Consider the following 25,297-nt stretch of genomic DNA (forward strand, 5'->3'; position numbering starts at 1 on the left):
GCGTGGCTGGTGAGGGTGCGGCGACTGGCGCGGAACTTTATGTTGGGCATGGCACTGTCTGGGTGAATGGCGATAATGGCTATATTGCCATGCAGGTCAGTGGGTTAGAAGTGCTTCCGAGGGCCGGTCTCACGGATTCAGGTTGAAGCAAAACCTGCTTTTCGTGTTCTGAAAATGCCACTATGTTACCTCCCTGAAAACACATAACAGTGGTTATATAGCCCGCTACATAACCCCAATAACTGAGCGATCACAGTCATTGATGTTATACAGCCCCAAAAAACCACCTAACCTATTGATTTTAAAAAACACTCCATTAGATCAGGCTACATATCCCCTATTATCGTGCCCGCTCGTTTTGCCTGTTAAATCATACTCTATGCATAAAATCTGCTTAGGTCACCTATCTGGCGAAAATTTTTCTCAGCTTGGGTGGCTGGATCGGCACTGCGTTGCAGTGCTTCGCGGGTGCCTCGCTTTGCTCGTTACGCCGCGCTACGGGGTTGGCTGGCTAGGTGGGTTGATCTTTGCGGCTGAAGTGGACTCTTGCTTTGTGATTGGCTTGGGTGGCTGGATCGGCACCGTGTTGCGGTGCTTCGCGGGTGCCTCGCTTTGCTCGTTACGCCGCGCTACGGGGTTGGTGGAATTATCGTTGTTGGTCGCGTTATCGTTGGGTTGGTGGCTTGATCGTCGCGCGCTGAAGCGTCCTCCCACATCTCTCATCTGACACGCCTGCCTTTTCCCCACACCGTCCAACTCTGACAACTGTGATCTCTCACATATGTCAGCTCGCACCGCTGTCATTTCTCACACCTGTTATCTCCCTCATCTTTCATCTCTCACATGGTGCATCCCCAGCATTTGCTGTCTCACCTCTTCCCGCGCTCTTGCTGCTGGCCTTCTTTTGTAAAGCAGCTTAGCCTGCTAACTCAACCAGTAAGGGTGTGCGATGCAAGAGACGACGAGGCGGCAGCGCTTGGCGGGGGTGTTGGTGCTGCTGGGGCTTTTGGCGCAGATTTTGGGCTTTACCGGGGCGGTAGCTACCGCGCAGGCGGTGAGCTATCTGCTGTGGGCGGCGGTGGCGTTGTTGTGGCGGGATATTCCTCGGCGTTCGCGGCGTCAGGCGGGGGTGTTGAGTGCGCTGGGGGCGGCGATGCTGGTGGTGGCGCACACGGTGTATGGGGCGGCGGTGAGTTGGCCTGCCATGCTGCAGGGCAATGTGTTCGTGGCCACCATGCTGGTGGGGGTGAGCTTTATTTCCCTGATCGGCACTCAGGGCAACAAGCGGGCGCCGGGCAGGCGGTTGACGGGGGCGGCGGGCGTGCTGCGTACCTGGCTGGGGGTGCATTTTCTGGGCACCATTCTGAACCTTTCCACGGTGCTCATGGTGGGCGACCGGCTGGCTCGGCGCGGGCCGTTGACCACGCCGCAGCTGTTGGCGTTGAACCGGGGGTTGAGTAGCGCGGCGCTGTGGTCGCCGTTTTTTGCCTCCATGGCGGTGGTCATCGCTCTGGCGCCGGAGGTGCAGTACGCGCAGATTGCCGTGGTGGGGTTTCCGTTGGCCATGCTGGCGGGGCTGTTTACCACCTGGGAGCTACGGCGGCGGTTCGATTTGCGCGAGGTGGATGGCTTTTCGCTGTCGCCGCGTAGCCTGTTCATGCCTGCGGGCATGGCGGCGCTGGTCATGCTGTTCCATGTTTGGCTGACGCCTGCGCTGAGCATCGTCAGCATCATTACCTTTCTGATTCCTGGCGTGGCGCTGCTGAGCAACCTGCCTGCGGGGCCGCGCTTTACCCTGCGCCGTTTGCGTCAGCACACCGTCACACGGTTACCGGCCATGCGCGGGGAGATTTCGCTGTTTCTGGCGGCGGGCTTGCTGACCGTGGGGCTTTCCACGCTGGTGGCCGCAGCGGCAGGCGATGCCTGGACGCTGTTTGCGCGGTTTGGAGCGCCCCAGGCCATGGTCAGCTTTGCAGCCATTGCCCTGAGCGCGCTGGTGGGGTTGCACCCGATCATTGGCGTATCGGTGCTGGCCTCGGTGCTCAACCTCAGCGGTGCGGAGCAAACCCTGTTTGCGTTCGTGGGGTTGAGCGCCTGGGCGGTGGGTACCAGCGTGGGGCCGCTGTCCGGTATCAACCTCTCGTTACAGGGGCGTTATGGGGTCAGTGGCTACCAGATGATGAAGAACAACCTGCCTTATGCGGCGCTCATGAGCCTGCTGTCGCTGGGCGCGATAGCAGGCTTGAGCGCCTGGCTGGGCCTGTAGCTCAGGTTTCGATGATCTTGTTGGGGAAGCGGTAGAAGTAGCGGTGGCCACACTGGTGGCAGGGCTCCAGCCGGGCGACTTCGTTGAGCATCACCTGGGCGTCGCAGTGGGTGCAGGCCATCAGGCCGGGGGCGGCGATTTCGCCTTCGCAGTAGTCGGCACGGGCGGCTTCCAGGTCGTCTTCGAAGCGCTCCCGCTCGACAATGCTACGGTCGGCAATAGAAAGCAGCGACTCTGCCACGCGGCGGGAAAGCCGGTCCAGGTCGATGCCCAGCCAGCTGGCTACCTGCTTGCCGGTATCGGCCATGTAGTAGCGCATGTCTTTCAGGTCGCGCTCTACCCAGGCGCGCAGCAGGGCCAGCTCGTCTTTGGTGTACTCTTCCAGTTCGGCTTCAAAGGCAACGGCGTCGTCCAAATCCTTTTGCAGGTTTTCCCAGGTGAGTTCGTTGGCGCCATCCTGCATGCGTTCCAGCAGGCGCTCGTAGCCTTCACGAAGGCGATGATCGTTATGTTTTTCCATGGGTCCTCTCCTTTTGTTGCCACAAGTGCTGCCTATCATCGGCTAGCCGTTCAAGGATACACCGGCATAGGATACAATCGACGTTACTTATCTGACAGTCGTCATCCACTATTCACTTTGCGCCCTTTTTTGGGCGAATGACCCCAAGGCCTTGAAAACACCGATGGACGCACACTACAGCCCCCGTGATATCGAACGTGATGCTCAGCAGTACTGGGAAAAGCACCAGTGCTTCAAAGCCGTAGAAGACGCCAACCGCGAGAAGTTCTACTGCCTATCCATGTTCCCCTACCCCAGCGGCAAGCTGCACATGGGCCACGTGCGTAATTACACTATCGGCGACGTTGTCTCACGTTTCCAGCGCATGCAGGGCAAAAATGTCATGCAGCCCATGGGGTGGGATGCCTTCGGCATGCCGGCGGAAAATGCCGCGATCCAAAATCAGGTGCCGCCTGCCAAGTGGACCTACCAAAACATCGATTACATGCGCAACCAGTTGAAAGCACTGGGGTTTGCCTACGACTGGAGCCGCGAATTCGCCACCTGCGACACCAGCTACTACCGCTGGGAGCAGTGGTTCTTCACCAAGCTGGTGGAGAAGGGGCTGGTCTACAAGAAGATGTCCACGGTGAACTGGGACCCGGTGGACCAAACCGTGCTGGCCAACGAACAGGTCATCGACGGCTGCGGCTGGCGCTCCGGCGCGCCGGTGGAGCGTAAAGAGATTCCGCTGTGGTTCTTGAAGATCACCGACTACGCCGAGGAACTGCTCGCCGATTTGGATAACGTCGAGTGGCCCGAGCAGGTCAAGACCATGCAGCGCAACTGGATCGGCAAATCCCACGGCGTCGAGTTGAGCTTCGACATCAAAGCCGCCGATGGCAGCGCCTGCGAGCCGCTGGCGGTGTACACCACCCGCCCCGATACGCTGCTGGGCGTGACCTACGTGGCCGTGGCTGCCGGGCATCCGCTGGCCAAGCAAGCCGCCGAGCAGAGCAGCGAGATCGCCGCGTTCTGCGAAGAGTGCGCCAAGGGCGGTACCTCCGAAGCGGAAATGGCCACCAAAGAGAAGCTGGGCATGGCCACGGGCCATAAAGCCATTCACCCGCTGAGCGGTGAAGAGGTGCCGGTGTTCGTGGCCAACTTCGTGCTCATGGAGTTCGGCACCGGCGCGGTGATGGCCGTTCCCGCCCACGACCAGCGCGACTGGGAGTTTGCCACCAAGTACGGCATCGAGCTGAAGCCGGTGGTCGCCAACGAGCACGGCAACACGCCGGACATCTCCGAAGGCGCTTACACCGAGCACGGCACGCTGATCAATTCCGGCGAGTTCGACGGCCTGGAGTTCCAGGCGGCGTTCGATGCCATTGCCGCCAAACTGGCCGAGCTGGGCCGTGGCGAGGTGAAAACCAACTACCGCCTGCGCGACTGGGGTATTGCCCGCCAGCGCTACTGGGGCGCGCCGATTCCGGTGAAGTACGGCCCGGAAGGCCAGACCGTGCCGCTCTCCGATGATGAGCTGCCGGTGGCCCTGCCCATGGAAGTCACCGTGGATGCCTCCGGCTCGCCGCTGAAGAAGATGCCCGAGTTCTCCGAGCTGGGCGACGGCTGGGTACGTGAAACCGACACCTTCGACACCTTCATGGAGTCTTCCTGGTACTTCGCCCGCTTCTGCTGTGCGGATAACCACGAGGCCATGCTGGACGAGCGCGCCAACTACTGGCTGCCGGTGGATCTCTACATTGGCGGCATCGAGCACGCCATTCTGCACCTGCTCTACGCCCGCTTCTTCCACAAGCTGCTGCGCGATTTCGGCATGGTCGATTCCGACGAGCCGTTCCAGCAGCTGCTTACCCAGGGCATGGTGATCGCCGAAACCTTCTACCGCATCAAGGATAACGGCGGCAAGGAGTGGTTCAACCCTGCCGATGTGGAAGTGCAGCGCGACGAGAAAGGCCGCCCGCTGAGCGCCGTGCTGATGAGCGATGGCCAGCCGGTGGAGATGGGCGGCATCGAGAAGATGTCCAAGTCGAAGAACAACGGCGTCGATCCTCAGTCGATGATCGACAAGTTCGGGGCCGACACCGTGCGCCTGTTCATGATGTTTGCCGCCCCGCCCGAGCAGTCGCTGGAGTGGTCCGATTCCGGCGTGGAAGGCGCGCACCGCTTCCTGAAGCGGATCTGGCGTCAGGTTACCGAGCATCTGGCGGCGGGCACCCCCGGCACCTTGAACGTGGACGCGCTGAACGACGACCAGAAAGCGCTGCGTCGCAAGACCCACGAGACCATCAAGAAAGCCAGCGACGACATTGGCCGCCGCACCACCTTCAACACTGCCATTGCCGCCGTGATGGAGCTTTCCAACGCGGTTGCCAAGTTCGACGACAGCTCTGAGCTGGGCCTGGCGGTGAGCCGTGAAGCGCTGGAAGCCTGCGTACTGCTGCTGGCCCCGATCACCCCGCACCTGTGCCACACGTTGTGGCAGCAGCTGGGCCACACCCAGCCTGCCATCGAAGCGCCGTGGCCAGCGGTGGATGAAGCCGCCCTCACCCGCGACAGCATCGAGCTGGTGGTGCAGGTGAACGGTAAACTGCGCGCTCGCCTGGAAGCCCCGGCCAGCGCCGACAAAGCCGCCATCGAGAAACTGGCGATGGAGAGCGACAACGTCCAGCGCCATCTGGAAGGCAAGACGGTGCGTAAAGTGATCGTGGTGCCGGGCAAGCTGGTCAACATCGTGGTGAGCGGATGAATCGACGTCACTTCCTGACCCTTGGCAGCGCCGCCTGTGCGGTGGCGCTGCTGGGCGGCTGCGGGTTCCGCCTGCGCGGCACCGACTCCATGCCCAGCCTGCCGCCGCTGGCCCTGGAGGGGGATGCCAACAGCACCCTCGCCCAACAGCTGCGCACCCGCCTGCAGCAGCTGGGCACTGAGGTGGAAAACGGCGCGCCCTGGCGCGTCACCCTGGGCACCCCTTCCCTTCAGGAGCGGCGCATCGGGACCGATGGCCGTGCTAGCCGTGAGCATGAGCTGACGCTGAGCACATCGCTGTCGGTGCAGCAGCGGGAAACCAATGCCTACGCTCTGAACAACGCCACGCTGAGTACCAGCACGCGGATTCGCGTCAGCGATGACGACCTGCTGAACCGCGAGTCGCTGTTCCAGGAAGCCGAGCAGACCCTGACTCGCCAGCTGGCCCAGCGCATCGTCGAGCGGTTGGCCAACCTCGAGGCGCTGCGGTGAAGGTATTTGCCGACCAGCTGCCTGCGGCCCTGGCCAAGAAGCTGCCCAAGGCGGTGATCGTGGCGGGAGACGAGCCGTTGCAGCATCGCGATGCCTGCGATGCGGTGCGTGCAGCGGCGCGCCAGGCCGGTATCGAAGAGCGCGAAGTGCTCGATGTGGAGCCCAATTTTGCCTGGGGGCGGCTGCTGGAAACGGCCAGCAACCTCTCGCTGTTCGCATCCAACAAGTTGCTGGAGCTGCGCCTGGGCAGCCACAAACTAGGGCAGGATGGCAGCAAGGCGCTGGCCCAGTACGCCGAACTGATGGAGGGCAGCGATGACCTGCTGTTGATCAGCATGGGCAAGGTCGATGCCAAACAGCAGAAGTCGGCCTGGTTCAAGGCGCTGGACAAGCACGGCCTGTTCGTGCCGGTCTGGCCGGTCGATGCCTCGCGGCTGGGGTACTGGTTGCGTGACCGGGCGGCCCTGCATGGCCTGCAGCTCGACCTGGACGCCGCCAGGCTGCTGGGCGAACGTACCGAAGGCAACCTGCTGGCCGCCGATCAGGAGTTGCAGAAACTGGCGCTGATGCACCCGCCCCAGGCCCGCCTGGGGGTCGAAAGCATCGCCCAGGGCGTGGAAGACAGCTCGCGTTTCGATGTCTTCAACCTGGCGGATGCCTGCCTGAAGGGGGAGCCCAGCCGCGCCTCGCGCATCGTCAACGGCCTGAAAAGCGAAGGCGTGGAAGCGCCTATCGTGCTGTGGGCACTGACCCGCGAGCTGCGCACCCTGCTCTCGCTGCATCAGCATCTGGATCAAGGGCAGAGCTTCGAGCACGCCTGCAAAAGCCAGAAGCCGATGATTTTCGACAAGCGCCGCCCGGCGTACCAGAAAGCCATTCAGCGGCTGCCCATGAAGCGGCTGCACAAGCTGTTGCTGATGGCCCAGCGGCTCGACCTGGCCGTGAAAGGCGCCTCGCCGGTGCCGCTTTGGGCGGGGCTTCACGATCTGGCCATGAGCATGGCAGGCGCCCGGGGCATTCTCTCGGAAACCCCCTGGACCTACCGGATTAGTGCAAATAATTAGCACTTTGCCATTTTGCCTTAAATCTCATGATGTTTGTTTCTATACTATTGATTCAAGCGCTAAAAACGCTTGCTCCCCGACCAGTCTAAGGAAGAAGACGATGAAAACAGTGCGTGCTTACCTCGCGACCCTTTTGATTGCTGCGTTAGTGCTGGCCAGCCTGCCCGTCGTGGCGGCCCCCACCGCCCCTCAAGGTATGGATCTGGTATCGACGCAGTCTGTTTTAGCAGGCGACCGTGCCGGTGCGGACCGCGAGCGTATCAATGAAATCCTCGCCCGTGCCGATGTGCAGGATCAACTGCTAAAGCAGGGTGTGAACCCCGCCGACGTGGAAGCCCGTGTGGCGGCGCTGAGTGATGCAGAAGCCCAACAGATGGCCCAACAGCTGGAAGAACTGCCGGCCGGTGCGGGCGTGATCGGAGCCCTGTTTGCGGTCTTCATCATTCTGCTGATCACCGACATTCTCGGGTTGACCGATGTCTATCCGTTTACCCGCTAAGCGCCTCGGCCTGCTCCACCGCTTGTTCAACGCCCGCACTGCGGGCGTTTTAGCGTTGGTACTGCTGCTCGGTGGCTGTGCCCGCGCCCCCGTGCTGCTGGAAAGCACCCAGCGCGACCTGCCGCCGCAAACCGAGCTGCAAGACGTGCCGTTCTTCGCCCAGACCGAGTACCAGTGTGGCCCCGCCACCCTGGCCATGGTGCTGACCCATGAAGGGGTGGACACCAGCGTCGACGAACTGATCCCCCAGGTGTTCATTCCGGGGCGGGATGGCAGCGTGCAACCGGAAATGCTGGCCACGGTGCGTCGCCAGGAACGGCTGGCGATCCCCATTCGCGCCACCATGGATGCCCTGCTGGGCCACCTGGCGGCGGGTGACCCGGTGGTGGTCATGCAGAACCTGGCGCTGCCCGCCTTCCCCATGTGGCACTACGCGGTGGCCATTGGCTACGACCTGCCCGATGAAACGCTGTTGCTGCGTAGCGGCGAGATCGAGCGCCACCGCCTGTCGTTCAGCCGCTTCGATGCCACCTGGGCGCGCAGCCAGCGCTGGGGGTTCGTAGTCAGCCAGCCCGGCACGCTGCCCGAAGGTGTCACGGCGCGCAATGCGTTAGAGGCCATTAGTGCCTTTGAAGAGCAGCACGGATCAGAGAAAACGCTGAGCAGTTGGCAGGCATTCAGTGAACGCTTCCCGCAAAACCCTACAGGGCAATTTGCGCTGGGCAATGCGCTGTATGCCGATGGCCAGCCCGAAGCCGCCCTGGCCGCCTTCGAGACGGCCACGAGCCTCGACCCGGAGATGGGTGCAGCATGGCTTAACCTGGCCATTTTACAATTCCAACAAGCGCGCCTTGCAGACGCCCGAGCATCGCTTACCCAAGCCGCTTCCCTTGAAGGCGAATGGCAGCCCCGGGCTAGACAGCTTTTGGAAACGCTATAGCGTCGCCCTGAAGAGCCGTGAGAGGAAGCTTCAACTCGCGACGGTGCTGAAATGCACTTGTGGGAGGGAGCTTCAGCTCGCGACAGTGGCTTGACCAGGGCGCCTGACGGCGCCATTCGCCCGCTGAAGCGGCCTCCCACAGAAGCGTGAAGCCTGAAATGCACTCGTGGGAGGGAGCTTCAGCTCGCGACGGTGAAGCCTGAAACGCACCCGTGGGAGGGAGCTTCAGCTCGCGATGGGGGCCTGGCCAGGGCGCCTGACGGCGCCATTCGCCCGCTAAAGCGGCCTCCTACCGAAGCTGATCGGTGGGGCCACCCTTTTCAGGAAGGCCCGCCCTGACCGCTTAGAACACCCGGTTCAGACCGTTTTGTGCCGCCACTCGGTAGGCTTCTGCCATGGTGGGGTAATTGAAGGTGGTGTTGACGAAGTACTTGAGCGTATTGGCCTTGCCCTCCTGCTGCATGATGGCCATGCCGATGTGCAGGATCTCCGATGCCTGGTCGCCAAAGCAGTGGATGCCGAGAATTTCCAGGGTGTCCTGGTGGAACAGGATCTTCAGCATGCCGACCGTATCGCCGGTGATCTGGGCACGGGCGGTATCCTTGAAAAACGCCTTGCCGACTTCGTAAGGCACTTTCGCTTCGGTCAGCTCGCGCTCGTTGGGGCCAAAGGAGCTGATTTCAGGAATGGTATAGATACCGGTCGGCACGTCGCTGACGAAACGGTACTCCTTCTCCAGCAGCTCGTTGCACGAGTTGAGCCCCTGATCGTAGGCGGCACTGGCCAGGCTTGGCCAACCAATCACGTCGCCTGCGGCATATATATGCGGAATCCCCGTGCGGTAGTGTTCATCCACGCTCAGCTGGCCGCGACCGTTGGCCTCCAGGCCGATGTTTTCCAGCCCCAGGCTATCGGTGTTGCCGGTGCGGCCGTTGGCCCATAGGAAGGCATCGGCGCGGATTTTCTTGCCGGATTTGAGGCGCACCACCACCCCGGCTTCGTCGCCTTCGACGCTGGCGTACTCTTCGTTGTGACGAATCAGCACGCCGTGCTTACGCAGATGATACGACAGCGCATCGCTGATCTCGTCGTCCAGGAACGACAGCAGGCTATCGCGGTTGTTGATCAAGTCCACCTTGACGCCCAGGCCGGAAAAGATCGAGGCGTATTCACAGCCGATGACCCCGGCACCAAAAATCACCAGGGTACGCGGTGTATGCGACAGGCTGAGAATGGTATCCGAGCAGTAGATGCGCGGGTGGCGGAAGTTGATGTCTGCAGGACGGTAAGGCCGAGAGCCCGTGGCAATAACGATCTTCTTGGCCACCAGCTCTTCCATGCCTTCCTGACGGTCACGCACCACCACGGTGTGTTCGTCTTTGAAGCGGGCAACGCCATGGAACAGGTCGATGCGGTTACGCGCATAGAAGGTGGTGCGCATTTCGACCTGTTTGTCGATAGTGCCGCGAGAGCGCTCCATCACTTTGGGAAACGAGAACCAGCGGGGTTCACCGATGTCGCGGAACATGCGGTTGGTGTTGAAGGCCATGATCTGCTTGACCTGATGGCGCAACGCCTTGGAAGGAATCGTGCCCCAGTGGGTACAGTTGCCCCCTACCTGCGCTTGCTTTTCGATGATGGCCACGCGCATGCCATGTTTGGCTGCGTTGATGGCAGCGCTCTCGCCCGCCGGGCCAGTACCGATGACCACGACATCATAATTATGAACCGCCATAGGGTTTCGTTCTCCTTGAAAATAAACGGGAGCTTAGCGACGCGTGGCATCGTAGCCCAGGTCGGCACCGCGGCTCTCGTCGCTGCGACGGCGCGCACTGCTACGCTTGCGGTTCTCTTCCTCGCATACTTCGTCCTTGCCGCCGCAGATATCGCAGCCATCCTTCAAACCGAGCTGGTTGAGCCCGCCACAGGAGCCTGCAATGGGCTTGCGTCCCATCAGTACGCCCACCGCCATTGCGGTCATTACCAGCGCCATGAAGCCAAATACCAGTAGCCAGATTGCCATGATGTTCTCCCAGCAGTGTTGCTAGCATCGTTGAATGGTCACACCTGCCGACCACGGTTGGGCCAATAAGTGCCTTGAAAGTTGGCCCTATTGTACCTCAGCCAACACAAAATGATCAGGCATAAACGCCAACGGGGCTGACCCGAAGGTCAGCCCCGTTGTGGAGCGCGTCAGCGCTACCTTAGCCGCCGAAGTCATCCAGCAGGATATTTTCCGGCTCGACTCCCATATCAAGCAGCAGCTTGATGACGGAAGCGTTCATCATGGGCGGCCCACACATGTAGTACTCGCAATCTTCAGGCGCCGGGTGGTCCTTCAGATAGTTTTCGTACAGCACGTTGTGGATGAAGCCCGTCGGGCCTTCCCAGTTGTCTTCCGGCTGCGGATCGGACAGCGCCAGATGCCACTCGAAGTTCGGGAACTCTTCGGCCAACTGGTCGTACTCTTCGTTGTAGAAGGTCTCGCGCCAGGAGCGCGCACCGTACCAGAACGAAATCTTGCGGTCCGACTTCAGTCGCTTGAGCTGGTCGAAGATATGGCTACGCATCGGGGCCATACCGGCACCACCACCGATGAAGACCATTTCCGCGTCGGTGTCCTTGGCGAAGAACTCACCAAACGGACCCATGACCGTTACCTTGTCACCCGGCTTCAGGTTGAAGACGTAAGTAGACATCAGGCCAGGCGGATGGCTGCTGCCCGGAGGCGGCGTGGCGATACGGATGTTGAACTTGAGGAGGCCTTTCTCTTCCGGATAGTTCGCCATGGAGTAGGCGCGGATGACTTCCTCGTTGTTCTTGTGGGTAATATCGAACAGGCCGAATTTTTCCCAGTCGCCACGATACTCTTCTTCGATGTCGAAATCGGAGAACTTGATATCGTAAGGCGGTGCCACCAGCTGCACGTAACCACCCGCACGGAAGGCCACTTCTTCACCTTCAGGCAGCTTCAGGTTCAGCTCCTTGATGAAGGTCGCCACGTTGGGGTTGGCGGTGACTTCGGTTTCCCACTTCTTCACGCCGAAGACTTCTTCCGGCACTTCCACTTTCATGTCCTGCTTCACAGGTACCTGACAGGAAAGACGCCAGCCTTCTTTCTTCTCACGCATGGTGAAGTGAGATTCTTCGGTGGGCAGGATAGAGCCGCCGCCCTCTTCCACTCGGCATTTGCACTGGGCGCAAGAACCGCCGCCACCACAGGCAGACGACAGGAAGATGCCGTTGGCCGCCAGGGTGTTCAGCAGCTTGCCGCCAGCCTGGGTTCTCAGGGTGTGCTCGGGGTCGCCGTTGACTTCGATCGTCACGTCCCCGCTACTCACTAGCTTGCTTCGCGCTGCCAGAATGATCGCCGTCAAGCTGATGACGATGATCGTGAACATGACAACACCGAGCAAGATGACAGATGTATCAACCATGTCGGTTTCCTATTGCTGAAGGTTTTCTGTACCTCGGCAGCCCAGGGCTGCCGAGAAAACCGGCTCCGATTACAGCTGGATGCCCGAGAAGGACATGAAGCCCAGTGACATCAAGCCAACGGTGATGAACGTGATGCCTAGACCCTGCAGACCGCCAGGCACGTCGCTATACTTCAGCTTCTCGCGGATACCGGCCAGCGCGGTAATGGCCAGCGCCCAGCCTACTCCCGAACCGAAGCCGTACATGACGGATTCGCCGAAGTTGTAGTTACGCTCCACCATGAACAGTACGCCACCAAGAATGGCGCAGTTTACGGTGATCAGCGGCAGGAATACGCCCAGCGCGTTGTACAGCGCAGGTACGTATTTATCCAGGAACATCTCCAGGATCTGCACCAGCGCAGCAATAACGCCGATGTAGCTCAGCAGGCCAAGGAACGAGAGATCGATGTTCTCTGCACCGCTGATACCCGTCCAGGTCAGTGCGCCCTCTGCCAGCAGCAGGTTGAATACCAGGTTGTTCACCGGTACGGCAATGGTCAGTACCACGATGACCGCGATGCCCAGACCGAATGCCGCCGAGACCTTCTTGGAAACCGCCAGGAAGGTACACATACCGAGGAAGAAAGCCAGCGCCAGGTTCTCGACGAAAACCGAAGCAACGAAAAGGCTTAGATAGTGTTCCATGTTACACAGCCTCCTTCGGCTTGGTGTTGTGCTTCATCTTGAACTCGTTCTCTTCTACCTGCTCGGGGTTGTAGGCACGAATTGCCCAGATCAACAGACCGATGATGAAGAAGGCAGACGGCGGCAACAGCAGCAGACCGTTCGGCACGTACCAGCCGCCGTTTTGCACGGTGGGCAGTACGGTGAAGCCAAAGATGCTGCCCGCACCCAGCAGTTCACGGAAGAAGCCAACGACCATCAGAACGAAACCGTAGCCCAGGCCGTTACCGATACCGTCCAGGAAGGACATGCCGGGAGAGTTGGTCATGGCAAAACCTTCTGCACGTCCCATGACGATACAGTTGGTGATGATCAGACCGACGAAGACCGACAGCTGCTTGGACATTTCGTAGGCGTAGGCTTTCAGAATCTGATCGACCACGATAACCAACGAGGCGATGATCGTCATCTGAACGATGATACGGATCGAGGACGGAATGTGGTTCCGAATCAACGATACGAACAGGTTCGAGAAAGCCGTTACGAAGATTACCGCCAGGGCCATGACCAGCGATACGCTCATGCTGGTGGTCACCGCCAGCGCAGAACAGATACCGAGGATCTGCAGGGCAATCGGGTTATTCTTGAAGATCGGCGCCGTCAAGACGCTTTTTGCATTTACGTCCGCCATGATCAAGCTCCTTCCGCTTCGAGTTCGACGTCAGCGTCCTGAACGTCTTCCTGGTCAACGCCGCTGCGGAACTTGGCCAGGTATTCACCGAAGCCTTCCGGGCTCAGCCAGAACTGCAGCATGTTGTTAACACCGTTAGCGGTCAGGGTGGCACCCGACAGGCCGTCGACTTCATGGTCACCGCTACCACTACCCTTCACGACACGGATAGCCGGTACCATATCACCCTCTTCGTCGAAGATCTGCTTGCCTTCCCACTGAGCCTGCCAACGGGGGTTGTTGACCTCGGCACCCAGCCCTGGCGTTTCACTGTGCTCGAAGTAGGTGATACCGACGATGGTATTACCGTCACCTTCGACCGACAGGAAGCCGCGCATCAGGCCCCACAGGCCCTGGCCACGGATGGGCAGAATGATCTGCTCGGGGCTGTCCGGGTCGCCCACCAGGTAAACGGTGGCGTAATTTTCGACCCGCGACAAGCCTGCCGGGTCACGCTGACCTGACAGAGTGCGCGAGGCCGCCGGATCACGACGAGCTTCGAAGCCGTCGAAGGTCTCGGGATCGTGCTGATCCGAGTACTCGCCCGTTTCGAGGTTGACCACGCGTGGTGTTACTTCACGGAAAGCGGCTTCGACGTCCATGCCCCTTTCGTAAAGATTGGCAACGCGCAGGATATTGGTCTTACGGTCGAGTTCCTGATTGAGCTGCTGCGCAGGGCGCAGTGCCACGGCCGCCGTCGAAACGATGACCGAGCACACGATGCACAGCGAAAACGCTACGATCAGTACTTTCTTGATGGAGTTGTTACCTTGTGCCATTAGGCAGTCTCCTCGGCCGGTGTGCCAGTACGCTTGAGACGGCGCTTGACATTGGCCTGGACGAACATGTGGTCAATCAGCGGTGCGAACAGGTTGGCAAACAGGATGGCCAGCATGATGCCTTCCGGGAATGCCGGGTTCACCACGCGGATCAGCACCGTCATCACACCGATTAGCGCGCCAAACACCAAACGCCCCTGGTTGGTCATGGAAGCAGACACAGGGTCCGTTGCCATAAACACCATACCAAACGCGAAGCCGCCAATCACAAGGTGCCAGTACCACGGCATGGCGAACATCGGGTTAGTCTCGGAGCCAATCAGGTTGAACAGTGTGCTGGTCACTACCATACCCAGGAACACCCCAAGCATGATTCGCCACGATGCAACACCGGTCCACAGTAATACCGCACCACCGATAAAGATGGCCAGCGCCGAGACCTCACCTACCGAGCCGGGCATAAAGCCCAGGAATGCGTCCCACCAGCTAAGGGAGTTGGTCAATGCCGTCATACCGTCCTGGAAGGCCACAGAAAGCGCGGTGGCTCCCGAGTAGCCATCGGCGGCCACCCATACTGCGTCGCCGGAAATCTGCGCCGGGTAAGCAAAGTAGAGGAAGGCACGACCAGTCAACGCGGGGTTCAGGAAGTTCTTGCCAGTACCGCCGAAGATTTCCTTGCCGATCACCACACCGAAGGTGATACCCAGGGCCACCTGCCAGAGCGGGATGGTCGCCGGGAGGATCAGTGCGAACAGTACGGAAGTGACGAAGAAGCCTTCGTTGACTTCGTGGCCACGCTTGACCGCGAACAGGACTTCCCAGAAACCGCCGACCGCGAAGGTCACCAGATAGATGGGCAGGAAGTAGGTGGCACCGAGGACAAAGTTGGCCCACAGACTACCCGGATCATGGCCACCCGCCAGGGTCATCATGATCGCTTCGCGCCAGCCGCCCATGGAAGCATAGCCTGCTTCGATGGCGGTATTGGCTTGCCAGCCAGCGCTCCACATACCGAAGAACATGGCCGGGAAAGTACACATCCACACGGTGATCATGATGCGTTTCAGGTCGACGCCGTCACGAACGTGGGCAGTGGTCTTGGCGACACTCGGGGGGGTGTAGAAGATGGTGTCTACCGCTTCGTACAGCGGATAGAACTTCTCGTACTTGCCACCCTTGTGGAAATGCGGCTCGAGATTATCGAGTGTTTGTCGAATACCCATCATCAGGCCTCTTTCTCGATCATGGTGAGATTGTCACGCAGGATGGGGCCGTACTCGTATTTGCCGGGGCAAACATAGGTACACAGCGCCAGGTCCTCTTCGTCCAGCTCCAGACACCCGAGCTGCATGGCAACCTCAATGTCGCCCACAATCAGCGAACGCAGCAGCTGCGTCGGCATGATATCCAACGGCATGACGCGCTCGTAGTTGCCCACCGGCACCATGGCACGCTCGGAGCCATTGGTGGAAGTGGTCGGCGCGTAGTTGCTCAGGCCTTTGAACCTGGACAGATAGATGCCCATGATGGAGTGACGGTTCGCACCCAGCGAGAGCCATCCCATGAAGGTGCGCTTGTTACCCTCTTCCAACAAGCTGATCTGATTATGGAAGCGACCCAGATAAGTGATATTGCCCTCGGCGGCAAAGCCTGAAAATACCGAACCGGAGATGACGCGAGTGTCCTCGGGCTGAATCACTTCGCCTGCCAGGAGTTCCTGGGTACTGGCGCCCACACGGGTGCGCAGCAGACGAGGTTTCTCAGCGCGTGGGCCGCCCACCGCGACGATGCGGGAGACGTCCAGCTTGCCTTCCACGAACAGTTTGCCGAACGCGATCACGTCCTGATAACCGATGTGCCACACTTTCTTGTGCAGCGCGACAGGCGACAGGTAGTGAATGTGCGTGCCGACCAGACCCGCAGGGTGCGGCCCGGCAAAGCTTTCGGTCTTGACGCCGCTGACATCGCTGCCGGGCAGTGATGCGTTGGCACCCGTGCACAGAAAAACGTTGCCCTCGGTCAGGCGGGTTAGCACCTTGAGGCCGTCTTCGAATGCCTGGGAGTTCTCATTGATGATGAGTGCCGGGTCAGCGCTGAGCGGATGAGTATCCACGGCGGTGACAAAGATATCGGCAGGAACGCTGTCGATGGCAGGCGTGCGCGAGAAGGGACGGGTGCGCAAGGCAGTCCAGAGACCCGACTCGACCAGTTGGTCGACAACGGTCTGACGATCCAGCTGTCCTAAAGTACCACGATCATGAGAAGCGAATGTCATCGCTTCTTCATTTTCATCGACTTTTATGACCACAGACAGCAAACGACGTTTTTCGCCACGGTTGATAGCGACCACTTCACCAGCGGCGGGTGCGGTGAAGCGCACGCCGTCGACTTTCTTGTCGGTGAAGAGCAGCTGGCCTAGTTTGACCTTATCCCCTGCCTGAACTTCCATCGTTGGCTTCATGCCAACGTAGTCGGTGCCCAGGATTGCCACATGGCGCACAAGCTGCGCATCTTCAATACGCTGCTCAGGCGCTCCCGTGATGGGGAGATCCAGGCCTTTTTTGACTTCGATCATAGTCTCGCCCAGTTGATGGATCGGATATACGAAGGTAAGGGGTTCGATTGCTTAATTTCTGCTCAGCGAATTCTTGTTTTCTGTTCAGATTGTTACCAGTCCGGCCCAAGCAAGCTTGAACCACCCCGAAAAAATCCATCGTATTATAAAGATAAGCGCGGCCAATGACCACATCCCTGACCGCCTCCGAAAGTGCTATATACAAAAACGCCACCCGAAGGTGGCGCTTGAAAGGCATGGTGTTTCATCTAATAATGCTGCATTAGTCGAACACCCTCCCCGATCGCTCAGCTGGCCTGACGCGGCAGTTTCAGGAACTGCACGTTGGACATGTGCTGAAGAATGCGGATGACCTGGCAGCTGTAGCCGAATTCGTTGTCGTACCAAACGTAGACCACGGCATGGGTGCCGTTGGCGATGGTCGCCTTGGCGTCCACGATACCGGCATGACGGTTGCCGACGAAATCCGACGAGACCACCTCCGCAGAGTCGACGAAGTCGATCTGCTTCTGATAGGACGAATCGATGGACATACGACGCAGGTAGTCGTTAAGCGCCACTGCATCGGTGCCCTTCTCCAGGGTCAGATTCAGAATCGCCATGGAGACGTTGGGCGTAGGCACGCGGATGGCATTGCCGGTCAGCTTGCCTTCCAGCTCGGGCAGCGCCTTGGCGACGGCCTTGGCCGCACCGGTTTCGGTCAATACCATGTTCAGGGCAGCGCTGCGTCCGCGACGATCGCCCTTGTGGTAGTTGTCGATCAGGTTCTGGTCATTGGTGTAGGCATGCACGGTTTCCACATGGCCGGTCACCACACCGAACTCATCGTTGAGCACTTTCAACACCGGCACGATGGCGTTGGTAGTGCACGACGCCGCCGACACGATGCGGTCGCTTTCGCCGATGGTTTCGTGGTTGATGCCAAACACGACGTTCTTGATATCGCCTTTGCCCGGCGCCGTGAGCAGCGCCTTGGCCGCGCCCTTGCACTCCAGGTGCTGGCCCAGGCCTGCTTCGTCACGCCAGATCCCGGTATTGTCCACCACCACGGCGTTATGGATATCGTAAGCGGTATAGTCGATCTCGCTGGGCGAATCGGCGTAGATCACCTGAACCACGTTACCATTGATGGTCAGCGTACGCGCTTCGGCGTCTACCGTGATGGTGCCATCGAAGGGCCCATGGACAGAATCACGACGCAGCAGGCTGGCGCGCTTCTCGAGGTCCTTGCCCACGTCGCCACGGCCACGCACCACGATGGCACGCAAACGCAACAGGTTGCCGCCACCGGCTTTTTCGACCATGACACGGGCCAGCAGGCGACCGATACGGCCAAACCCGTAAAGCACCACGTCCTGGGGCTCACCGGTGCTGGCACCCGGCTGGTAGCCATCGATGATATCGCTCAGCTCGCCGCGCAGGAAAGCGTTCAGGTCACCGCCGCCCTGGCGCTTGAACATCACCGCCAGCTTGCCCACATCGACGTGGGCCGGACCCAGGTTCATCTCGCTCATGGCCTGAACGATCGGGAAGGTGTCTTCCACGGACAGCTCGGTGCCCTCGATCTTGCGCACGAAACGATGGTCTTTAAGAATCCGAATAACCGACCGCTTGATCAGAGAACGTCCGAACATGGTGGCGACAACGTTGTTCTGGCGATACAGCTTCCCGACCAGCGGGATCATTTGCTCGGCCAGAGCTTCGTTGTTCTGCCAATCCTGAAAAACGTTGTCGAGAGTTTGCTGACTCACGGGCGGCCTCATGGGTAGTGAAGGGGATTTTCAGGGGGCATTATCCGGAGCCAGCGGCGTGGCCGCAATGAGTGGATAGTCGCACAGGATGTAGGGGTATTACAGAAATAGGGCATTGACTACAAACACCAATGATGCAACGCGCGATGACGACCCCGCCCGACCCACGGGCCGAAAGGCGCTGCGTAAAAGTGTCGTTCGTGTATGATTCTGGTTCCGTTCCAGCGCAAAACGAAGCCGACTCCATGACCTCTTTTTCTCTGCTCGAACCGCCTCAGCCGCAAGGGATACGCGATACGCTCTACCTGAAAGCGCCGCCGGGCAGCGCCACTGCGCTGGCACTGGCCCAGGTGGCGGCCAGCGCACCACTGCTGGTCATTACACCCAATACCGCCAGCGCCCAGCGCCTGGAGCAGGATCTGGCCTTTTACAGCAGCGTGCCGGTGCTGCCGTTCCCCGACTGGGAAACATTGCCTTACGACAGTTTTTCACCGCACCAGGATATTATCTCCGCCCGCCTGCGCACGCTGAGGCAGCTGCAGGACGGCGCGCGCGGCATCGTGCTGGTGCCCATCAATACGCTGATGCAGCGCTTGCCACCGGTGTCTTACATTGCAGGCCGCGTCATGACCCTGCAGTCCGGCGCCAGGCTCGACCGGGAAACCTTCCGCGAATCGCTTTCACGGGCGGGCTATCGCGCGGTGGAAACGGTCTACGAGCCGGGCGAATACGCCATGCGCGGAGCCATCATCGACCTGTTCGCCATGGGCATGGACGAGCCGATTCGTATCGACCTGTTCGATGACGAGATCGACACCCTGCGCCACTTCGACCCAGGCAGCCAGCGCTCTACCGACAAAATCGACGGCATCGAACTGCTGCCCGCCCACGAGTACTCGCTGAGCCGCAGCGCCATTGCCTGCTTCCGCGAGCAGTTCGAGACCCTGTTCGACGTCGACCCGCGCCAGTGCCCGCTCTACAACGACGCTCTGAAGGCCATTCCTTCACCGGGACTGGAGCAGTACCTGCCGCTGTTCTTCGACGAAACCGCGTCGCTGTTCGACCACGTGACAGATGACACCCGGATCGCCCTGCTGCCGGGCGTCTTCGCTGCCGCCGAACAGCACTGGCAGGCCATCGAAGCGCGCTACGTCAATCTGGGCGTCGACCCGACACGCCCCCTACTGCCGCCCCATCGTGCGTTCTTTCCGGTCAGCGACGTGTTTGCCGCCATCAAGGCACGGCCCAGAGTGGAGTTCACCGAGGACGAGCAGCAGCGCCATGCGCTGGCACCCCAGGCCCGTGCCCTGCCCTCGCTGGCCATCAATGCGCGAGCCAAACAGCCGCTGGCCGAGCTGGCAAGCTTCATGGCGGCGCAACCCGGTACGCGCCTGCTGTTCGTGGCGGAATCTCGTGGTCGCCGAGAAGCACTGGAGGAAGTGCTGGCGCCGCTCAAGCTCTCGCTACCCCGCGTGGAGAACTTCCACGCCTTCCTGAAAGGTGACCAGCCGCTGGCCATCACCGAAAGCCTGGTGGCCAGCGGCCTGTGGCTGGAAACGCCCGACCTGGCGGTGATCAGTGAAACCGAGCTGTTCGGCGACGTGGTACGACAGAGCCGCCGCCGCGAGAAAGCCACCGATGACAACGAACTGGCCGTGCGTCATCTGTCAGAACTCCGCGAGGGGGCGCCGGTGGTCCACCAGGCCCACGGGGTGGGCCGCTATCTGGGCCTGGAAACCCTGGAAGCCGGGGGCCAGGCCAACGAGTTTCTGGCGCTCTCCTATGCCGATGGCGCCAAGCTGTACGTGCCGGTGGACAGCCTGCACCTGATTTCTCGCTACAGCGGTGCCGACGACGAGCTGGCACCGCTGCACAAGCTGGGCTCCGACCAGTGGGAGAAGGCCCGCCGCAAGGCCGCCGAAAAGATTCGCGACACCGCCGCCGAACTGCTCGACATCTACGCCCGGCGCGAGGCCCAGCAAGGGGTGGTCTACGAAGCCCCCGGCGAAGAGTACGTGCGCTTCGCGGCCAGCTTCCCCTTCGAGGAGACACCCGACCAGCAGGCCGCCATCGAAGCGGTGATCAGCGACATGGTATCGCCCCAGCCCATGGACCGCGTGGTGTGCGGCGACGTGGGCTTCGGCAAGACCGAAGTCGCCATGCGCGCAGCGTTCCTGGCTGTGCAGTCGGGCAGGCAGGTGGTGGTCCTGGTGCCCACTACCCTGCTGGCACGCCAGCATTTCGAAAACTTCCGTGACCGCTTTGCCGACACGGCGGTGAACATCAGCCTGATCTCGCGCTTTACCGGCGGCAAAGAGATGACCCAGACCCTGGAGAGCATCAAGAGCGGGCAGACCGATATCGTTATCGGCACCCACAAGCTGCTGTCCAAGAGCGTCGAGCTGCCCAAAATGGGGCTACTGATCATCGATGAAGAGCACCGTTTTGGCGTCGCCCAAAAGGAGAAGCTCAAGACCCTGCGGGCCGAGATCGACATTCTCACGCTGACCGCCACGCCCATCCCGAGAACGTTGAACATGGCGATGAGCGGCATTCGCGACCTCTCCATCATCGCGACGCCACCCGCCCGGCGCCTGTCGGTCAAAACCTTCGTCCAGCAGCGCGACGACAGCGTGATCAAGGAGGCCCTGCTGCGGGAAATTCTGCGCGGCGGCCAGGTCTACTTCCTGCACAACGAAGTCAAGACCATCGAAAACGCCGCCGAACAGATTCGCGAGCTGGTGCCGGAAGCGCGAGTGGCGGTGGCCCACGGCCAGCTGCCGGAGCGTAGCCTGGAACGCGTGATGTCCGACTTTTATCATCGGCGCTTCAACGTGCTGGTATGTTCGACCATCATCGAAACCGGCATCGACGTGCCGAGCGCCAACACCATTCTGATCGAGCGGGCCGACAAGTTCGGCCTGGCCCAGCTGCACCAGCTGCGGGGGCGCGTGGGCCGCAGCCACCACCAGGCCTACGCCTATCTGCTCACGCCCTCGCCGAAGGCAATGACCCGGGATGCGGTCAAGCGCCTGGAAGCCATCAGCGCCTCCGACGACCTGGGCGCGGGCTTCACCCTGGCCAGCCACGACATGGAAATTCGCGGTGCCGGGGAGCTGCTGGGCGACGAGCAGAGCGGCCAGATGGAAACCATCGGCTACTCACTCTATATGGAGATGCTCGACCGCGCCGTGAAGGCCATTCGGGCAGGCAAGACGCCCAACATCGACGCCCCCTTCAACACCGGCGTGGAAATCAGCCTCAACTTGCCCGCGCTGATCCCCGACGACTATCTGCACGACGTGCAGCAGCGCCTGGTGATGTACAAGCGCATTGCCAATACCCAATCGGATGGTGAACTCAAAGAGCTGCAGGTGGAGCTGATCGACCGCTTCGGCCTACTGCCCCAGCCGCTGAAGAACCTGATTCGCCAGACGCGGCTGCGCCAGCGCGCCGAACAGCTCGGCATTGCCCGCATCGAGGCCGGTGAATCCCGGGGCCGAGTACTGTTCGACGGCTCTACCCAGGTCGACCCATTGACCCTGGTGACGCTGATCCAGACCTCCCCGCAGCACTACCGCCTGGACGGCTCCGATACCTTACGATTTGAATTTACGATGGAAACCGCCGAACAACGCTTTGAGAAGGTTGAAACACTGTTAAACACCCTTAATCAAAAAGTAGCGAAGGCGTGAACCTTGGGGCAAACTTGTCATTAAGCAGACAACCCTGCCAACGCATGGCCAACCACCGCCAGGCGTCTCTGCAGTGCATACTTGATTAGGAACGACCATGAAGACTCGCAAGATCATCAACCGTTGGGGCCCCACCAGTCTGGCGGTCCTGCTGGCCGCCAGCTTGACCGGCCCTGCTTATGCCCAGCCTGCTTCAGAGCAGGCTGCGGTCAGCAGTGAAGCCACTGCCGGTGCCGAACAGGTCGCCGAGGCACGCCAGGAACTGCCACGCGGGCATTTTCGCCTGCCCGAGCAGGGTGACATCATCGGTGAGTACTACACGGTAACGGTGGACAACCCCGAAGACACCCTGATCGACATCGCTCGTCGCCACAACATAGGCTACGAAGAGATCCGCATGGCGAACCCTGGCGTCAGCATGTGGGTACCCGGCGAAGGCACGGAAATCGTCATTCCCGCCCAGTACATCCTGCCCCCCGCGCCGCGTGAAGGAGTGGTGGTGAACCTGTCGGAACTGCGCCTGTACTACTATCCGGCCAACAACCCCGGCATCGTAGAGACCTACCCGGTCAGCGTCGGTCGTGACGGTTTCGCCACCCCGGTCGGCATTACCCGCACCACCGTCAAGGTCAAGGACCCCGCTTGGGCACCACCCGCCTCCATGCGCCGTGAAGCCGCCGCCCGTGGCGAGCCCGCCCCGGCCATCGTGCCGCCTGGCCCTGATAACCCGCTGGGTCGACACGCCATCCTGCTGGCCATGCCGAGCTACCTGATCCACGGCACCAATCGCCCTGACGGCGTCGGCATGCGTGCCAGCCGTGGCTGCATTCGCATGTACCCGGAAGATATCGAGTCGCTCTACGAGCGTCTGCCCAGCGGCACTCAGGTCAACCTGATGGATGCTCCCTTCAAGGCAGGCTGGGCGGCTGACGGCACGCTGTTCGTGCAGTCGTACCCACAGCTGGAGGAGAACGTCGAAGGCTCCGAGCCCCTGCGCGAGGCCATGGAGCGTTTGAACGCCCTGGTGGAAGACCAGGTGGATATCGACGAAGCCCAGATCCAGCGTGCCATCGCCGAGCCTGACGGTCGCTTCGTTGCGCTCTACGGCCCGCAAGCCGCCGCTGAAGAGCCACAGCCCGAAGCCCAGCAGCCTCAGCTGGAAGGCATCCTGGGGGATATCGAGCTGTCTACCGTGGTTCGCATCGAAGGCGACGCTTAACGCCTCACGGGCCGTCTCTGACGGCCCAGCCCTCTGCTGATCACGCAAAAAAACCCCGCCAGATGGCGGGGTTTTTTCACATCCAACAGCAGCCGTTGGGTTCTTGACGAACCTGACGGCCCAGGCAGAATTACTTCTGCATGGAACGCTGGAACATGCGGTTCATTTCTTCACGGTTCTGCTCAGACATCTGCAGGGCAGCTTGCGCGTCGCGCTGAGCCTGGTTTGCAGTGTTCAGAGCCTGTGAAGCCATGCTGCGAGCTTCTGCAGCGTCAGCCTGTGCAGATTCAGCAGTCATGCGAACTTCTTCCAGAGCGCTGGTAGAAGCACAGCCAGCCAGGATTGCCAGAGAAGCGGCAGCGGCGGTCATTTTCAGAGCAGTCTTAAGAGTCATGATGTTCTCCTTGAGTCTTCCTTGGGTACTACGTTTAAGGGTATGACAAAAAATAAAGCTAAATTATTAGCTTAGATTTGTCTACCTGCGATGCAGGTTCTTTTCACCGACTTGTACCAGGGTTACCCGTAGGGTACGCAAGTCAAACGCTGTTTTATAATAGACCACAGCGGTTGTCTATAGTCGCGTGTCCAAAAACCTGGAACTTCCTTCAACAACATAAGCCTAGCGGATCACCACGCGTGTGCCAACTCCTACTAGCTCGGCAACCCGCTCGATTTGCTCATTGGTCACTGCCACACACCCTTGGGTCCAGTGGAAGTTGCCATGGATATCGGGGTCTCCTCGGCCAATGCCGTGAATCCCAATGGCTCCCCCCAGCGCGGTATCCTGCGGTGGGGAGCCGTAACGGCGATAGTGGTCGAAATAGGCCTCGTAGTCCGCCTGGGAGTAGATGCCTTTTTCGAGCGCCATGCGCGCGTGAGGTGGCGTAGGATAATCGATACCAATGAAGATATGCCACTGGCTTTCGAAATTAAATCGATTAATTCTAAACTCACCCAGCGGCGTCACGTTACCGCCGCGTATACGGTGGGTCCTGGCGCCGCCACGGCCGAGCGATACCGGCGCAAATCGCTCTACCAGGGCATGGCCGCGAAACACGCTAAGCGTCGCTTCCTTGTCGTCTACCAGCACCCACACCTCGTTGCTGTGACGGGGCACGTCTGCTCTGGCCAGCAAGGTGGCGACCAGATCGGTAGGCTCGTAATCAGGCAGGGCACTGGTAGCCGCTGCACTGGCCACTACAGGCCAGCCCAGTGCCAGCGCCAAAAATCGGCGACGGTTTACAGGCATCATTGTTGCTCTCGAAAATGGGTCAGCGCGAAAGGCAAGGCACGGCTGGCCAATAACGCATGGATGGGTACTGTTATACCCTATTCATGCGGCTTTTGTCAGCGTATCGACTCTTCAATAAACGCCCAAAATGCCTGCTATCTCAACCGCCAACTGTGCTTCAACGTAACACCCTGTCAGACGCCTTCCAGCTCCTGCAGGCTGGCCACCAGCTTGCGCGCTTCGGCGGCATGCCCTTGGGCCAGGGTCGTGAAGAACGTCTCTTCTGGCGCCACCTTGGCCCGCGATGCACGATGTTCATAGAGACGCTGAAGCTGATGATGTGACTCCACCGCCGTGGCGGTCAGCTCGTCCAGCGATCCGGCCACGTCCTGCTCGGCCAGCGCCTCCAGCAGCGGAGGCTGAGGGAAGTCACCCGATTCGTCGAACCATAGCTCCAGCACTTCACGCTGATCCGACCCATCATGAAACAGCGCTTCGAGCCCAGACTTCATGGTCAACTCGCTGCTGGCGAGGTAGTTGAGCGCCATGGCAAGACGCTCGTGCTCGGCGGCATCGGCCGCGGCACTGTACTGGCGCGCCATGCGCGCGTGGTAACCGGCGGCCCACTCCATGAGATCCTTCACCTGGTTGTATCGCATCCTTGCCTCCTGTTGAGTAACGTACT

At 60.4% G+C, this 25,297-nt stretch carries 21 protein-coding genes; 8 read left to right on the forward strand and 13 right to left on the reverse strand.

Annotation, left to right across the window (positions count from 1 at the left end; genetic code table 11):
* The first annotated feature begins 949 nt into the window (after positions 1–949).
* Positions 950–2,266: a hypothetical protein gene (locus CWI66_RS07565; protein WP_100731355.1), complete on the forward strand. Its 1,317-nt coding sequence runs from the start codon at positions 950–952 to the stop codon at positions 2,264–2,266.
* A 1-nt stretch (position 2,267) separates the two neighbouring features.
* Here CWI66_RS07565 and CWI66_RS07570 read toward each other — a convergent pair whose 3' ends face one another.
* Positions 2,268–2,786: a zinc ribbon-containing protein gene (locus CWI66_RS07570; protein WP_039179834.1), complete on the reverse strand. Its 519-nt coding sequence runs from the start codon at positions 2,784–2,786 to the stop codon at positions 2,268–2,270.
* Positions 2,787–2,949: 163 nt separating this feature from the next.
* Between CWI66_RS07570 and leuS the strand changes: the two genes are divergently transcribed.
* From leuS to CWI66_RS07595, 5 genes are all read left to right on the forward strand, one after another.
* On the forward strand, positions 2,950–5,535 hold the full coding sequence (gene leuS / locus CWI66_RS07575; protein ID WP_100731356.1) for a leucine--tRNA ligase: 2,586 nt from the start codon (positions 2,950–2,952) through the stop codon (positions 5,533–5,535).
* On the forward strand, positions 5,532–6,026 hold the full coding sequence (locus CWI66_RS07580) for an LPS-assembly lipoprotein LptE (protein WP_100731357.1): 495 nt from the start codon (positions 5,532–5,534) through the stop codon (positions 6,024–6,026). The genes leuS and CWI66_RS07580 overlap by 4 nt, the downstream gene beginning before the upstream one ends.
* Positions 6,023–7,090 (forward strand): DNA polymerase III subunit delta, encoded by a 1,068-nt coding sequence (gene holA / locus CWI66_RS07585; protein ID WP_100731358.1) that lies wholly within the window; start codon positions 6,023–6,025, stop codon positions 7,088–7,090. Before CWI66_RS07580 ends, holA begins: the two co-directional genes overlap by 4 nt.
* Before the next feature lie 100 nt (positions 7,091–7,190).
* The gene (locus CWI66_RS07590) at positions 7,191–7,589 is read left to right on the forward strand and encodes a PA2779 family protein (RefSeq protein ID WP_016914074.1); all 399 of its coding nucleotides are present in this window, start codon (positions 7,191–7,193) and stop codon (positions 7,587–7,589) included.
* Positions 7,567–8,529 carry a PA2778 family cysteine peptidase gene (locus CWI66_RS07595; RefSeq protein WP_100731359.1) on the forward strand — a complete coding sequence of 321 codons (963 nt, stop codon included), beginning with the start codon at positions 7,567–7,569 and terminating at the stop codon, positions 8,527–8,529. The genes CWI66_RS07590 and CWI66_RS07595 overlap by 23 nt, the downstream gene beginning before the upstream one ends.
* 343 nt (positions 8,530–8,872) lie before the next feature.
* On the opposite strand, the gene sthA is transcribed toward CWI66_RS07595, so the two are convergent.
* The 9 genes from sthA to CWI66_RS07640 all read right to left on the reverse strand — a co-directional run bounded on the left by sthA (position 8,873) and on the right by CWI66_RS07640 (position 18,467).
* Complete coding sequence (sthA, locus tag CWI66_RS07600) at positions 8,873–10,264, reverse strand: Si-specific NAD(P)(+) transhydrogenase (protein WP_016914076.1); 1,392 nt, start codon at positions 10,262–10,264, stop codon at positions 8,873–8,875.
* Between the two features lie 33 nt (positions 10,265–10,297).
* Positions 10,298–10,552 (reverse strand): (Na+)-NQR maturation NqrM, encoded by a 255-nt coding sequence (gene nqrM, locus CWI66_RS07605; protein WP_081138950.1) that lies wholly within the window; start codon positions 10,550–10,552, stop codon positions 10,298–10,300.
* Between the two features lie 181 nt (positions 10,553–10,733).
* Positions 10,734–11,966, reverse strand: a complete 1,233-nt coding sequence (gene nqrF, locus CWI66_RS07610; protein ID WP_096922836.1) for an NADH:ubiquinone reductase (Na(+)-transporting) subunit F — start codon at positions 11,964–11,966, stop codon at positions 10,734–10,736.
* Between the two features lie 69 nt (positions 11,967–12,035).
* Positions 12,036–12,653, reverse strand: coding sequence for an NADH:ubiquinone reductase (Na(+)-transporting) subunit E (nqrE, locus tag CWI66_RS07615; RefSeq protein WP_039179812.1), 618 nt, complete (start codon positions 12,651–12,653; stop codon positions 12,036–12,038).
* Between the two features lies 1 nt (position 12,654).
* On the reverse strand, positions 12,655–13,323 hold the full coding sequence (locus CWI66_RS07620) for an NADH:ubiquinone reductase (Na(+)-transporting) subunit D (protein ID WP_081192929.1): 669 nt from the start codon (positions 13,321–13,323) through the stop codon (positions 12,655–12,657).
* 2 nt (positions 13,324–13,325) lie between these two features.
* Entirely contained in the window at positions 13,326–14,141 is an 816-nt protein-coding gene (locus CWI66_RS07625) for a Na(+)-translocating NADH-quinone reductase subunit C (protein ID WP_081192927.1), read from the reverse strand.
* On the reverse strand, positions 14,141–15,367 hold the full coding sequence (locus CWI66_RS07630; protein ID WP_081192925.1) for an NADH:ubiquinone reductase (Na(+)-transporting) subunit B: 1,227 nt from the start codon (positions 15,365–15,367) through the stop codon (positions 14,141–14,143). Before CWI66_RS07630 ends, CWI66_RS07625 begins: the two co-directional genes overlap by 1 nt.
* Positions 15,367–16,716 carry a Na(+)-translocating NADH-quinone reductase subunit A gene (locus CWI66_RS07635; RefSeq protein WP_081138942.1) on the reverse strand — a complete coding sequence of 450 codons (1,350 nt, stop codon included), beginning with the start codon at positions 16,714–16,716 and terminating at the stop codon, positions 15,367–15,369. The genes CWI66_RS07630 and CWI66_RS07635 overlap by 1 nt, the downstream gene beginning before the upstream one ends.
* 287 nt (positions 16,717–17,003) lie before the next feature.
* Positions 17,004–18,467, reverse strand: a complete 1,464-nt coding sequence (locus tag CWI66_RS07640; RefSeq protein WP_100731360.1) for a glyceraldehyde-3-phosphate dehydrogenase — start codon at positions 18,465–18,467, stop codon at positions 17,004–17,006.
* Between the two features lie 245 nt (positions 18,468–18,712).
* Here CWI66_RS07640 and mfd point away from each other — a divergent pair, with 245 nt between their 5' ends.
* Entirely contained in the window at positions 18,713–22,162 is a 3,450-nt protein-coding gene (gene mfd / locus CWI66_RS07645; protein ID WP_198517479.1) for a transcription-repair coupling factor, read from the forward strand.
* A 97-nt stretch (positions 22,163–22,259) separates the two neighbouring features.
* Positions 22,260–23,381: a L,D-transpeptidase family protein gene (locus CWI66_RS07650; RefSeq protein WP_100731361.1), complete on the forward strand. Its 1,122-nt coding sequence runs from the start codon at positions 22,260–22,262 to the stop codon at positions 23,379–23,381.
* A 130-nt stretch (positions 23,382–23,511) separates the two neighbouring features.
* Here the strand turns inward: CWI66_RS07650 and CWI66_RS07655 are convergent, their stop codons facing one another.
* The 3 genes from CWI66_RS07655 to CWI66_RS07665 all read right to left on the reverse strand — a co-directional run bounded on the left by CWI66_RS07655 (position 23,512) and on the right by CWI66_RS07665 (position 25,271).
* Positions 23,512–23,775, reverse strand: a complete 264-nt coding sequence (locus CWI66_RS07655; RefSeq protein ID WP_016914087.1) for an Lpp/OprI family alanine-zipper lipoprotein — start codon at positions 23,773–23,775, stop codon at positions 23,512–23,514.
* A 225-nt stretch (positions 23,776–24,000) separates the two neighbouring features.
* Complete coding sequence (locus CWI66_RS07660) at positions 24,001–24,633, reverse strand: L,D-transpeptidase family protein (RefSeq protein ID WP_016914088.1); 633 nt, start codon at positions 24,631–24,633, stop codon at positions 24,001–24,003.
* 173 nt (positions 24,634–24,806) lie between these two features.
* Entirely contained in the window at positions 24,807–25,271 is a 465-nt protein-coding gene (locus CWI66_RS07665) for a hypothetical protein (protein ID WP_016914089.1), read from the reverse strand.
* Positions 25,272–25,297 lie beyond the last annotated feature (26 nt).

Origin of the sequence: Halomonas sp. 141 (assembly GCF_002810305.1) — a bacterium.
Classification (GTDB): Bacteria; Pseudomonadota; Gammaproteobacteria; order Pseudomonadales; family Halomonadaceae; genus Vreelandella; species Vreelandella stevensii.